This is a genomic window from Paenibacillus sp. 22594 (assembly GCF_052044425.1).
Taxonomy (GTDB): Bacteria; Bacillota; Bacilli; order Paenibacillales; family Paenibacillaceae; genus Paenibacillus_AQ.
Map to the genome: position 1 here is coordinate 192552 of NZ_JBQENA010000009.1, position 13844 is coordinate 206395.

Here is a 13844-nt window from a genome sequence, read left to right on the forward strand (position 1 = left end):
TATTTAGCATGAACAGGAAGGATTCATAGTTTTTTTGTGCATTTTTCCAAATATCCTTGGGATTCCATTTTAAATTACAATTATTTACTATATATTAATGATAGACAACCTATCATTTAATACAAAGATGCTAAACTTGCATAGGTTGATTACTAGTATGCAGAGAGGGGAAATATAGAACAAATGAAGATTTCTACAAATCGAACCAAATGGTGGTCGGCAGCACTCTCATTCGTGCTAATTGCCGGCATGGCCCTGCCCGCAGCTCCAACTGCTTCAGCAGCAATGGATGACAGCGCTCCCGTAATATCCCAGGTATATGGCGGCGGAGGTAACTCGGGGGCCAAGTACAAGAATGACTTCATTGAGCTATACAATCCTACTAATACTGCTATTGATTTAACAGGCTGGAAGGTCAGATATGCGAGTAAAACAGGCACCTTCGGTAGTACCGGCACCGTCCTGACGGGTGTAATTCCGGCAGGAGGATACTATCTAATACAAGAAGCCGTAGGCACCGGAGGTACCGACAGCCTACCAACCGCGAATGCAATCGGTACGCTTCTCATGGGTGGATCAGATGGAAAAGTGGACTTGCTGGACAAGGCCGGCAACCGTGTTGATCTGGTTGGCTACGGGGCAGCTGAAGAATACGAAGGAACCGGGGGAACAGGAGCCCTATCCAGCACAACCGCAGCCATCCGCAATGAATCCCCTCAGCTCCCTTCCGGCAACCGCGGATTGGATACTAATCAGAACTCTACAGACTTTAGTGTACAGGCACCGGAGCCCCGCACTTCAGGTATAGACAACTCCAAGGCTCCGGCAGTCACTGCTTCCCTCGCTTCCGGGCAGATTGTACCCAAAGGCACCCAACTCTCCCTTAGCACAAGCAGTGTAACCGCAAGCGTATACTACAGCGTCTATGCCAATGGCAGCACCAGTGCCCTGGCCGATTACGCTTTGTACAGCACTCCTATTCTTTTGCAGGACGACACCGTACTCATCAAAGCCTATTCTACAGAAGAAGGCAAAACCGACAGCGACATCTCCCAATTCAGCTACACCACCAAAGAAGCGGTTAGCGGACTGACGATTCCCAAGATTCAGGGCACCGTCCAATCCTCCACTTATGCGGGACAGCTGGTGAAAGGTGTACCAGGTATTGTTACTTACACCAGCGGTAGCACCTTCTACATTCAGACCGCAACACCGGACAGCGACCCCCGGACCTCTGAGGCGATCATGATCTACCTCCCGGGCAACAAAGTGAAACTGGGCGATTCCGTTCTGGTGGACGGATGGGTCAAGGAGTACAAGGAAGGCGGATATGCGGACGCTTCAGATCTCCTGACTACGGAAATTGCGGCAACCCAGGTAACCGTGGTATCCAGCAATATCCCACTCCCTGCGGCTACGATTCTCGGAACCGGCGGGCGGGCAATTCCCACTGCTACCATTTCTGTGGGATTGACTAAAGAGCTTGATCCTGCCAAATATGCCTTAGACTTCTACGAAAGTCTTGAAGGCATGCGGGTTCAGCTCAACACCCCGAAGATTATCGGACCTTTTGATAAACATGAAATTCCGGTCACCGTGAACAACGGCACCAGTACAACAGAAGTCACTTCGCCCTCGGGTGGTCTCGTTCTTACAGGGGCGGACTTCAATCCCCAGCGTGTTCTGATCGCCGCTAAACCGAGCCAGCCGGTTAGAACGGGACAGGTCTTTAGCGGGAACATTACCGGTATTCTCGGTTATGACTATGGTAATTACAAAGTTCGTCCGGACGGAGAACTGCTTGCTGTTGAAAAAGGAACTTCCCTGGAGCGGGAAACAACCGCTTTGGCAGGCGGCGAAGATAAATTAACGGTTGCCTCATTCAATGTGGAGAATTTCTCCAAATTGAGCGTTTCCGCCAAAATCAACAATATTGCCAAAGACATCGTCACCAACCTGAACAAGCCGGATATTGTCGGCCTTCTGGAGATTCAGGATAATGACGGCTCGGGCGACACCGGAACCGTGGATGCCACCGACAGCTATAACGCGCTGATCAATGCCATTAAGGATAAAGGCGGCCCAACTTATGCTTTTACAGATATTACGCCTGTTAACAATATGGACGGCGGTGCGCCGGGCGCTAACATCCGGGCCGGATTCATTTACAACACCGCACGCGTCCAGCTTGCTCCGGGCAACAAAGGTGACGCTACAACAGCGGTAGCCTATACCAAGGATGGCGGACTCAGCCTGAATCCGGGCCGGATTGATCCGACCAACTCCGCATTCGATAATTCCCGTAAACCGCTTGCGGCGGAATTTATGTTCAATAACCAAAAAGTAATGGTCATTGCGAATCACTTCAACTCCAAGACGGGAGACTCCGCACTTTACGGCGGTATCCAGCCACCCGTCAAACCAAGTGAAGCCCAGCGGGCGAAAATTGCCACCGTTGTGAACGGCTTCGTATCTGATGTGCTGGCCAAGAACCCTGATGCGAATATCGTGGTGCTTGGCGATCTGAACGACTTCCAGTTCTCGAATACTTTGAAAATTCTGAAAGGCAGCGCATTAACCAACCTGATCGACACGTTGCCGCTGGGAGAGCGTTATTCTTACGTATACCAGGGCAATGCCCAGACGCTGGACCATATGCTGGTCAACAACAAGCTGGCCACAAGATCCACACTGGACATTGTGCACATCAATGCCGACTTCCAGGAGGAAGACGGACGTGTGAGTGACCATGATCCGCTGCTGACGCAAATTGATTTCGGCACCGACCATTTTAACCTGCGGGTACTGCATACCAACGATACCCACGGTCACCTGGAAAATATCACAAGACGCACCTCGGCGATCAGCAGTGAGCGGACAGGCAATTCCGTACTGCTGGATGCAGGCGATGTTTTCTCAGGAACCTTGTATTTCACCCAGTTCAAAGGGCAGGCAGACATCCAGTTCATGAACAACATCGGCTATGATGCCATGACGTTCGGCAATCACGAGTTCGATCTGAACAAGGAGCAGCCGGAGGTGCTGAAAGATTTCGTCACCGCCGCCAAGTTCCCGTTCACCAGCGCGAATATTGACTTTACGACCAAAGGAAGTGAGCTGGCGGAGCTGTATCACAATGCCATCGGCACACTGGAAACGGACGAGACCAAGAGCACCGCAAAAGACGGCAACATTTATCCTTCTGTCATTAAAGATGTCTACGGTGAAAAGGTCGGCATCTTCGGCCTGACCACTGAGGATACCATTGGACTGTCCTCGCCGGGAGATAAAATCAGCTTCAAGGACCACGTAGAAAGTGCCAAGAATACAGTAGCGATGCTGGAAGCAAAGGGCATTAACAAAATCATCGCCGTCACCCACCTGGGCTACACTGTAGATCAGGAATTGGCAAAAGCTGTTCCGGGCATTGACATCATTGTCGGCGGACACTCGCATACGAAGATCGATAATCCTCCAACGCCAATCGTCAATGTCGGCACCGGTAAAAATGTACTGATCGTACAGACTGGTGAATACAGCCAGTTCCTCGGTGAACTGAATGTGACGTTTGATAAAAAGGGGGACATCCTGACTTACAACGGCAAGCTGCTCGATGTGAATCTGTTTGGCGAAGACGCCACAGCCAAAGCGATGCTTGCTCCATATGATGCCAAATTGGCTGCTGTACGCAGCACAGTCGTCGGCAACTCTAGCGTTGATCTCTACACGAACCGCACCATCGACGGCAAATCCGTCCGTGTCGTGCGTCAGGAAGAAACTCCGATCGGTAATATGATTGCTGACAGTATCGCCGAAAAGGTACGAGAGCTGATGCCAAGCTTCGTGTCAGCAAGCGACCTTGCTTCCATTAAGGGCGTTGTTGCTATTCAAAATGGGGGCGGAATCCGCGCAGCCATTGACAAAGGCGACGTTACGATGGGCGAGGTGCTGACCACGCTGCCGTTCGGTAACAGTCTGGTCGCTCTCAAAGTGACGGGTGCTGAAATCACTTCCTCTCTGGAGAACTCGGTCAGCGGGCTAAGCTCGGACCAGGGCCGCTTCGCCCAGGTTTCCGGAATGAAATACACTTATGATTCTACGAAGAAACCGGAAATTGTAGATCCTTTGACCAACCAGGTTACCCAGGCCGGAGAGCGCATTGTGTCTGTTGAAATCCGGCAGACGAACGGCTCTTATCTGCCGATTGACCCGAAAGCTTACTATTTGCTGTCCACGAACTCGTTCATGGCAGGCGGCGGTGACTTCTACCGCGCACTGGCCGGAGCCAAGGCAGACGGACGTTATTATGAACTCGGGCTTCCGGATTTCGAAGTTCTTTTGTCCTATTTGAAAAATCATAACCCAGTCACCATCGGCACTGAGGGACGGATTACGGATCTGAAGGGTACGACACCTAGCGCTACTCCGACGCCTACGCCGACACCTGCGCCGACTCCGACTCCGATTCCGGCCAATCCACCGGGAGGCGGCGGAACACCTGCTACACCAACACCAACGCCTAGTACTACCACGGCTCCGCTGGCTTCACCGCAGGTGACAACGATCACCGCAGCAGATCTGACCAGCAAGCTTACGGCCCTGCCTGCAGGAACCAGTGAGCTGGTTATCCCGCTCACCGCTTCCAGCGGCGGAGCGCAGGCTGTTCTTCCGGGCAGCGTACTTGTTCAGCAGGCAGCTTCGAATCCTGCTATCGTCCTTACGTTCACCATCCCTGGCGGAGCTTCCTACTCGCTTCCGCTCCGTGTACTGAACGGAACCGCACTGGCAGCTGAGCTGGGCACCAGCGACTTCACAGTCACCGTATCCCTGCTGCAGGCAAGTGCTTCAACACTCAGCAGTCTTAACCTGGCCATTACAGCGCAGGGCGGATCACTAAGTCTGGCTGCACCGGTCATAGAATTTACAGTTACAGCGCAGGCTGGAAGCAAAAGCGTTCCGCTGAACAGCTTCGGCAGCACATATGTGAAGCGGACGCTTACTGCACCTTCTGTGCTGAACTCCATGAATTCGACTGCAGTATCCTTTGATCCGGCTACCGGCAAGCTCACTTTTGTACCTTCAGTCTTTGCCGGCAAGCCTGACGGAACCACCGAGGTTACGATCAAACGTAACAGCAACAGCTTCTACACGGTTGTGAAATCGAGTAAAACGTTCGGAGATATTACCGGACACTGGGCCAAATCATCCATTGATCTGCTGGCCTCCAAGCTGATCATTACCGGTACGAGCGCAACCACATTCCAGCCTTCGCAGATGGTAAGCCGCGCGGAATTTGCAGCGCTGATTACGCGCTCCCTCGGCTTTGCCTCCATGAGCAGCGGAACCACCTTCAGTGATGTGGGAGCAAATGCCTGGTATACGGATGCTGTCAAGACAGCCGCTGCCGCGGGGCTCATTACGGGCTATACCGACGGAAGCTTCAAGCCGAACAGCCCGATTACCCGCCAGGAGATGGCCACCATTCTGTCCAAAGCCATGAAGTACACGGGCAAATCACTGAATGCCGATCCTGCAGCGCTGGCCAAATTCAGCGATGCCTCTGGACTTCCGGCCTGGTCCCGGGCGGCCGTAGCCGAAATTGCCGCTGAAGGCATCATTCAGGGCAGACCGGACGGCTCGTTCGCACCACAGGTGCTGGCCACCCGTGCAGAAGCCGCAACGATGCTGGAGAAGACCTTGAAGTCGCTTCAGTTCATCAACTAAAGCTACAAGGAGCCTTGTGCCCGCAAGGAGGGCAGACAGCTCGGTCTAACTGAAAGAGACGGTTCCCTTTAAGCGCTAATGCGCCTCAAGGGGCCGTCTTTTTATTGCATACAGGGTGTTGTCACATCCTCTATTTCAGCGGAACTGTAACTCAGCTGTAATAGCAGTACAGATATATGGGTCTTTGAAACTGCCAGATGGCCTCCGTGTAAGCCTCTACACCCCCTGCTGCACCTGCTCTAAATCGCATGGAGTTCCCCGGTGTTCGATTTTCTTGATATATAAAGTAAGTTCGTTTATAATAAAACAAATACTAAGTTCTATATTTATAGAACAAATATAAGTCGATCTCTGATCCACACAACTCAGCTGCTACATAATCGTCTATATGGCGCAATTCACTAGGAAACGAGGAACACACATGGATTATACGGTAGAAGTCGATTTTGCCCCAATGTATGAATGCTTTACCAGTCTGACCGCTTTTCTCTACAAGCAGAATCATAACGCTCTGGAGTCCGGAAAGGTCTGGGTCAAGGAAGTTCAGAAGAGATTCACCCCCGCTCAGTTGCAGAACATGCAGGAATTCTCCAAGGAAAATGCAGATTTCACGCTCACTCCTTATATCTGGAGCTGTCCCGGAGACCGTTCGGTGGACGGCTTCCTGGATTGGTTCGATGGCCTGTCTCCGGGAGAACTGTTCGAGACCGCTGCACGCTTCGGATCCACGGTATCGTCCAATCTTGCCGGACTGCGCAGCCGCACCTCCGATATTCTGAGGGAATGGAATGAACGGTATTTTGGCGGAATCGATCCCGCTATACTTGAAGGGCTGAGCCGGGAGGCGGAATCCAGACGGGCCGAACTAAGCGGCGCCAATGCCATGGAGGTCTACGAACGGGCGACGCAGGGGATGCGGCTGTATCCCGGGGAGAGCCTGAAGCAGATTATTTTGATTCCGCACTACCATGCCCGTCCATTGGTCACTACTTCTTTATACGATGAATTTGTATTTACCAGCTATGCCTATGATGCGCTGCCTCCGGAGGAAGGACGGCCCGCTCCCTCACTGCTGCGGCTGACCCGGGCGCTGTCGGATGAGACACGGCTCTTCATTCTCCGTCTGCTTGCGGGGAAGCAGCTCAGTTTCACGGAAATCGTCCGGCAGATTGGCCTGTCCAAAAGCACGATTCACTATCATCTCATCACGCTGCGCTCGGCTGGACTGGTCATTGTCCATTCCACCGGCAAAAGTGCGTCCTACAGCCTGCGCCTGGATGCGCTGAATGATCTGCCCAAACGGATTGCCGATTATTTGGAGTAGTTGGCGGCTAACAAGAAAAAGGAGCGAATCCCCTATGCTGAAACGCAGCTACTATGGTCTGCTGTCTACGATTTCTTTGAGCGCCTTCGGCGATGCCTTTGGCCTGTTGGCGATGGAATGGCTGGTCTATGACCTGACCGGCTCCAAGCTGGCCATGGGCGCGCTGGCGCTAAGCTCCGGCATCCCGGAGCTGCTGCTGCGCCTCCTCGGCTCCCCGCTGGCCGACCGGCTGCACCGCGTGCGCTTCATGGCCTGCCTGGCCGCGATCCGGCTGCTGGCCATCGCCCTTCCGCTGGGCATGGGCCTCGCCGGCCAGCTCCAGCTCTGGCATTTATTCGCCGCAGCCGGACTTAGCGGCGCCTGCGCCGCGCTGTTCATGCCCACGGCGATGGCTGTGATTCCCGGCGTCGCGGACAGCCGGAAGCTGGTGCGCGCCTTCGCCGTCATCGACGGCTGCAAGGGAGCGGCAGCGCTGCTCGGACCTGCGCTGGCTGGCGCGCTGACCGCTGCCAGCGGGGCACTCCCGGCACTGGGCATTAATATGCTCTGCTACATTGCCGCTATCGCCACTCTACTCTGCCTGCCGAAGCTGCCCAAGCCGGGCAAGCCGGATGCTGCTTTTGGGGGCTTCTCCCTTTCCTTATACCTGCGTGAAATGGCTGAAGGCTTCACCTTTTACAAGCAGTTCCCGGCCATGTTTACCATTATGCTTATGGCTTCGGTCAGCAATCTGAGCTCCATCGCGGTCTGGACGATGATGGTTCCGTATGTGCGCGAGGTGCTCCACCGCGATGCAGCAGCGATGGGCACACTTACCACAGCTTCCGCGCTTGGAATGCTGGTTGGCCTTGGTGTAATTTCCCTGCTGGGCGAGATTCAGCGCAGACGCCTCGTGATGCTTAGCAGTCTCGGCACGATCGGAATCATTACAACCATATGGGGGCTGATTCCCAGCTTTCCGTTTGCGCTTGCAGCCGTATTTGTATCTGGCGCCCTTGGCCCTTTCTTCGGCTCCTTAAGCTCCTCCCTGCATGGACGCCTCGTTCCGGGCAATCTTCAGGGACGGGTGAATTCTATCCGCTTCCTGATCGGCGGCAGCCTACAGCCCTTTGGCGCTTTTGCCGGCGGGGCCATTGCCGAGGCCTATGGTGTGCCGGCCTTGTTCATCGCTGCCGGACTGCTGCCGGCGTTATGTGCCGGAGCCGCCCTTCTGCTCCCCGGCCTTCGGATGCTCGACGGCGACCTGTCCGCGCTTGAAGCCAGACAACGGCAGGGCCGCAGGGGTGGTCCACACCAAACAGGCGATGTCCATAACACTGGAGCATCGCCTGCAGGCTGATTTTTTTCCCACCAACATTCTATACAAGTTTAATGGGGGCTAATCAAATAGTTCATCTTCTACGCTATTCACATAATGGCTTGTATCCCCGTGCAGCAGGATCTCCGCCTGTCCGTCCGTAAAATCGATCCGGCACAGACAGGTCGGATAAATATATGGCAGGTCCCACAGCTTCTCCATGGCTCTCTCTTCAAAATAAGCCATCAATACTTTAATCACTACGGTATGGGTAACAATCAGGATGTGTTGCCCGTCATGCGCCGCCACAATTTCCTGCAGCTTCTCCAGCGCCCGTTTCTGTACCCCGGCAAAGGTCTCGCTGCCTTCCACACTGAATTTCTCCGGGTCCTTCCAAAAATGATGATGCTGCTCCGGGTCCCCGGCCTCGATCTCGGCGGAGTCCCGTCCTTCCCATAGCCCCATACCAATTTCTATGAATTCATCACAAGCGATCAGCGGGATGCCCCGCTCCCCCCTTACGATCTCTGCTGTCCGCAGTGCCCTGGGGCTTGAACTGGAATAAATCATATCTAACGGTTCCTGCTGGAGCCCACGGTTCAGCCACTCTGCCTGCTGTACGCCAAGCGGTGTAAGCGCCGAATCGCGATGCCCCTGCATCCGGTTCTGGACATTCCACTCCGTCTGCCCGTGCCGGGTTAAATATACGGTTGTTGTTTTCAAGAAGATCCTCCCCTTTATGTAAAATGAACTTATTTTCGGCTATACCCGCTTGTGTTCCAGCCATTTCACCGCATAGTCTACGAGCTCGTGCTGCGGGATGAGCTGGGCTGCCGCTGCGGCAACCTTTCCATAAGTAATCTGTCCCGTCTCTTGTCCAAATTCCTCACCAATAGCGGCAAAATCCTCCGAATTCCAGTTATAATCCCTGTACTCCACCCATTGTCTGGCCCCGTTGACCAGCATGGGCGCTCCCGCAGTGACCTCCTGCTTCCCGGCATACTCAGCCCGGTATTCGGCCAAGTGCAGCGAAGTATTATTGAAGCTGTCCACGCCAAGCAGCAGTACGCTTCCCTTCAGATCATAGATCCGGGCCAGAGGCGATTGTTCACCAAAAGCAGCGTCCAGCGCATGCCCGTCGATAATTTCATCCCTGTGCCTGCCCCAGGCAGCAAAAGAATGGACTGGATGGCTGCTGCGCCGAACCCCCTTTTGCTTACGGAAGGTTTCGGGAATTACGCCCATTCCCCGCAATAGCGTTACATCCGGGTCATAGGCCGGCATTTGTTCCCGGATGCTCTGCCACCACGCCTCCGGCACCGGCGGATTGCTCCAGCCCGATGGATCGGTCAGATCGGAGGAGTGGGTCGGCATCACCAAAGTCCCCCCTTCTCCAAGCACCTGCTCCAGCGCCAGAATAACGGCAACCGGCCCGCCTGCCACCCATTGTCCCAGCGATTTAAAGGAGGAATGCAGCAGCAGCGTCATCCCTTCACACACCCCAAGCTTCCGAAAGTCGGATGCCAGTGTCCCCACTGTAATAAGTTCCCCTCGTATTTCTTCCATTCGAGCACTCCCTTTACAACTTTCATTCGACTGATCCGGGTAGAACTGTGCCAATTTTAGCAGCCCGTATGCTGAGCACAGCCCCCTCGCATATCCGAAGACAACTTACCTGGCTTCGAAGAAGATTTCCTAATCATCTGCCCAACCTCGCACTGGGTTCCATGATCAATAGTTGGAATTTCTCCCACTAATTCCTCTCATAACAACCCCTATCCATGTTTAGTTGGAATTAGTGCACTTGAACTTTCTGTAATCGTTAGAATACACCCAAATATGCCTACAGCTGAACATTCAAGTTCCCTTTTTCCACCTAAATCGAAAAAAGAGCACAAAATCACTAAATTAGTTAAACAAATTCCAACTAACAAAAAGAGCAGTGCCCCTGCCTCCCCGCCTACTTACGATTCCTTATCCCCCAGACGTCCGGAATAGCGCTCCAGCAGAAGCTTGGCGCGGTATTCGCCTGGCGAAATGCCCTCCAGCTCCTTGAACACACGGGCGAACTGCTTGCTGTTCTCGAAGCCGACGGCTTCGGAGACGCCGGCCAGCTTGATGCGGTTCTCGGAGAGCAGTGCCTTGGCATGGCGGATGCGGACTCTTTTGAGATACAGCACAAAGCTCTCGCCGGTATAAGCCTTGAAGGCCTCACTGAAATAAGAATAGTTAAGCGACACATGGTTGCTCACCATCGCCATATTCAGCGGGCGGGCATAATTCGCTTCAATATAGGCGAGTGCCTCCTCCATGTCGGCATGCTCCGTATGGGCAGACTTAATTCCTATGATATAATCGTTCACCGTAATGAGCAAATGCTCCAGTGTCCGGTAATAGTCGTGAAAATGGCGGAAATTATACAGATTGCCCACCGTACGGTACAGCTTAAGCACTTCTACGGAGGCTTCCCCGTGCAGCCGGAATACCTCATCGAGCACCCGTTCGTTCATGCTGCGGCCCACCTGTTCCAGATACGCCAGATCCAGATGCTGCAAATGATCCAGTTGAAAAATCACCCCCAGCAGGCTTCTGATTTCCTTCTCGCGGTCCGTGCCGAGCATGTTCAGCAACTTGCGCAGTTCCTCCTCCGGCATTGGAAAACGCAGCCGTCCTTCCCGCAAATCCGCGTAATCTATGAAGCTGGCCTGCGGCGGCAGGAACGTATACTGCAGCGCGCGGCAAGCTTCTTTGTACGCGGTGCGGAAGTCTGCCGGATTCCGGGTTTCACCGCTGATACCGATGAGCAGACCCGTCAGTTCTCTTGCCTCTGCCTGCCGGGCCAGCTCCAGGAATGCCTCCTTGCCGGCTCCGATCAGGACCAGCTTTCCTTCCCAATCCGTCAGAATTTCAGCAAACGGCCCGGCCAGGGGTCCGCCCATCCGTTCGATCAGCCCCTGAACTTCGTCCGGCTTCATCCGCGCCCCGTCTTTGTAATAGAAATTCAGCACGCCCACTGTAAAAGGAACAGGCAGCTGTTCCAGCTCCTGCTGCTGCTCGGGTGACGGCTCCACAGGCTCCTGCATGAGCAGTCCGCGCAGGCGGGCAGTACGCAGCTCCTGGCGGTAGCCCTCCGTCTCCTGTGCAAGTCTGCGGGAATTGGACTCCTGCTCCACCCACTCTTTGCTGATCTGCTCCAGAATCCCGAACAGCTCCTCGCGTCTTATCGGCTTCAGCAGGTAGTCCTTGACGCGGTAGCGGATCGCACTTTTGGCATATTCAAAATCATCGTAGCCGCTCAGAATCACGACCGCAGGTCCTTCACTGCCAGGCTCCGCCTCTGCGGACAGCCGCTCCAGCAAAGTAATCCCATCCATCACCGGCATGCGGATATCGGTAATAATAATATCCCTGCGCTCCTGCTGATACAGTGCCAGTGCTTCTGCACCGTTCCCCGCAAGCGCGATGCTGTAACAGGACGGGTATTCCCGCTCAATCATGGCCTGCAGACCCTGGCGGATCATTTTTTCATCATCTATAATCAGCAGCTTCTTCATGTCTGTCTATCCCCCGTCAAAAGAACTTTAGGCAGCGTCATGAACACCGTCGTCCATTCCCCCGCTTGACTCTTCACTTCCAGCCCGTAGGCTTCCCCGTAGAACAGCTGCAGCCGCTGGTGCACATTCCGCAGTCCTATGCCGCCGCCTCTGTAACCGCCTGCTGCGGACCCGGAAGCATCCATACCCGGCCCCTCCTTGGCATAAATCGAGGTATGCAGCTCCGTCAACCGCTCCGGAGACAGCCCGAACCCGTTATCGCGGATCGCAATGAGGATATCCCCTTCCGCCTCTGAAATCTGGATACGGATGGAACGGTCTTGAAGCTCCTCTGTTCCGGCTGACCAGGCATGCTTCACGCTGTTCTCCACGATCGGCTGCAGTGACATCTTCAGCACCTCCAGCTCCAGATAAGAGGGGGCAATCGAAAGCTCCAGCGCAATGGGATGCTCAAACCGGATATTCATCACTTCGATGTAATTCTCGATATGACGGATTTCATCCCGCAGCTTCACATACTCACCGGACCATTTGAAATTGTACCGCATCATGCCGCCGAGCGAGGTCAGAGCATCGGAAATGCCCCGCTGATTCTCGATCTCTGCCAGCATTTTAATATTCTCCAGCGTATTGTAGAGGAAATGGGCATCGATCTGGTTATGCAGGGTCCGCAGCTCCGCTTCTTTGGAGAGCGCCTCCTTGTTCACGGCCTGGGCAACCAGTGTATTGATTGTATTCATCAGCTTGGAGAAATGATGCGCCAGCTCTCCGACCTCCCCTCCTCCGCGGATGCTGATGCTCGTATACGCCTCCCCTCTGCGCACCCGTTTCATCGTCTCGGTCAGACGGCGCAGATTCTTCAGAATAAAGGCATTCAGCACATAAGCAATAGCTGTAACCAGAACAATAAAACCGATATTGAGCCCGATAATCAGATTGCGGGTATGCGAAATATCCTTCATGACACTCTCCGTCGACACTACATTCAGCAATGAAGCGCCAATCTGCGTAAGCGGGGTATGAATCAGCAGAAAAGAGTTGCCGTTCTCCTTGTAGTGGACATCCCACTCCCCGGTTTCCGCATACTGCCGCAAGCGTTCGGTAATCGCTCTGTTCAGCTTCGGGTTATCCTCCTCAAAAGAGTTGTCCGCCCGCGTAAACAGCTGCAGCCCATCCCCCGTGATGAACATTTGTGATTGATTGTCGCGCACATCCGTGTAGGTTTTCGGCGTGAAGCGGCTAAGCAGCATATCCACCTGAATCATGCCGACATGATGGCCGGCCGGAATACTGATCTCCCTCAGCAAAGAAACCTTGGGCTGTCCCTCCGGTGCCTGGCCTGTATAGCGCTGCATGGGATCCGGATCATTCTTCTGAAAAGACCATAGCTCCTGCCCCTGCAGCTTCAAGGCTTGCTGATACCATGGCTCCATGGACACCCGTTCCTCCCGGAAAATAATCGGCCAGATCTCGTGCACCTCCTTGCTCCGCGAATACAGCCGTAGATGCTCAATATTTGGATTATTGAATTGAATCCGGTTCAAATTCACAAAAGTGGTCGTATTGAAATCAATCAGTTCTCCGAGTGTAGGATCGCTCTCATTGAGTAAATAATTCTGGATCACCTTGTCGGAATAGGCCATCTGCGCTGCCCGCTCCATGGCTTGTATCTGATTGAGGATATGCATCTTTTCCATTTGCAGTAAATAGTTGTTTTTGTCTACAGCATCGCGGACATACGTATTATTAATCGCTCTATAGGAATAGAGTGACACCAGCAGACACGGACCCAGAATAATGAATATATAGGCCGCTACCAGCCGGCTTTGCAGCGATCTTCGTCCCCACCAATAGCTGAAGGAGCTCCATAATGCCCCGGTTCGTTTGTGCATGTTCACCTGTATCCTGTACACCTCGCCTCTAAGACCGCAGATTAGAAGAAAAT

7 protein-coding genes are annotated in these 13844 nt (G+C 53.7%); 3 read left to right on the forward strand and 4 right to left on the reverse strand.

The annotated features are described in order from the left end of the window. Positions 1-183 precede the first annotated feature (183 nt). The 3 genes from ACTJKB_RS24925 (at position 184) to ACTJKB_RS24935 (ending at position 8387) form a co-directional block, all read left to right on the forward strand. Complete coding sequence (locus tag ACTJKB_RS24925; protein WP_440837031.1) at positions 184-5724, forward strand: S-layer homology domain-containing protein; 5541 nt, start codon at positions 184-186, stop codon at positions 5722-5724. A gap of 421 nt (positions 5725-6145) precedes the next feature. Continuing rightward, a complete protein-coding gene (locus tag ACTJKB_RS24930; RefSeq protein ID WP_440837032.1) occupies positions 6146-7048 on the forward strand; it encodes an ArsR/SmtB family transcription factor in 903 nt (300 codons plus the stop codon). Positions 7049-7082: 34 nt separating this feature from the next. After that, positions 7083-8387: an MFS transporter gene (locus ACTJKB_RS24935; protein WP_440837033.1), complete on the forward strand. Its 1305-nt coding sequence runs from the start codon at positions 7083-7085 to the stop codon at positions 8385-8387. A gap of 39 nt (positions 8388-8426) precedes the next feature. Here ACTJKB_RS24935 and ACTJKB_RS24940 read toward each other — a convergent pair whose 3' ends face one another. The 4 genes from ACTJKB_RS24940 to ACTJKB_RS24955 form a co-directional block, all read right to left on the reverse strand. Then, positions 8427-9068 carry a histidine phosphatase family protein gene (locus tag ACTJKB_RS24940; RefSeq protein WP_440837034.1) on the reverse strand — a complete coding sequence of 214 codons (642 nt, stop codon included), beginning with the start codon at positions 9066-9068 and terminating at the stop codon, positions 8427-8429. Positions 9069-9107: 39 nt separating this feature from the next. Continuing rightward, positions 9108-9911, reverse strand: a complete 804-nt coding sequence (locus tag ACTJKB_RS24945; RefSeq protein ID WP_440837035.1) for an aminoglycoside N(3)-acetyltransferase — start codon at positions 9909-9911, stop codon at positions 9108-9110. A 398-nt stretch (positions 9912-10309) separates the two neighbouring features. Continuing rightward, complete coding sequence (locus ACTJKB_RS24950; protein WP_440837036.1) at positions 10310-11899, reverse strand: response regulator; 1590 nt, start codon at positions 11897-11899, stop codon at positions 10310-10312. Further along, positions 11896-13791 (reverse strand): sensor histidine kinase, encoded by a 1896-nt coding sequence (locus tag ACTJKB_RS24955; RefSeq protein WP_440837037.1) that lies wholly within the window; start codon positions 13789-13791, stop codon positions 11896-11898. The genes ACTJKB_RS24950 and ACTJKB_RS24955 overlap by 4 nt, the downstream gene beginning before the upstream one ends. Between the last annotated feature and the right edge of the window lie 53 nt (positions 13792-13844).

Excerpts from the sequence above, each read along its gene's own strand:
- ACTJKB_RS24925 (WP_440837031.1), top strand. The coding sequence starts at position 184 with ATGAAGATTTCTACAAATCGAACCAAATGGTGGTCGGCAGCACTCTCA.
- ACTJKB_RS24930 (WP_440837032.1), top strand. The coding sequence starts at position 6,146 with ATGGATTATACGGTAGAAGTCGATTTTGCCCCAATGTATGAATGCTTT.
- ACTJKB_RS24935 (WP_440837033.1), top strand. The coding sequence starts at position 7,083 with ATGCTGAAACGCAGCTACTATGGTCTGCTGTCTACGATTTCTTTGAGC.
- ACTJKB_RS24945 (WP_440837035.1), bottom strand. The coding sequence starts at position 9,911 with ATGGAAGAAATACGAGGGGAACTTATTACAGTGGGGACACTGGCATCC.
- ACTJKB_RS24950 (WP_440837036.1), bottom strand. The coding sequence starts at position 11,899 with ATGAAGAAGCTGCTGATTATAGATGATGAAAAAATGATCCGCCAGGGT.
- ACTJKB_RS24955 (WP_440837037.1), bottom strand. The coding sequence starts at position 13,791 with ATGCACAAACGAACCGGGGCATTATGGAGCTCCTTCAGCTATTGGTGG.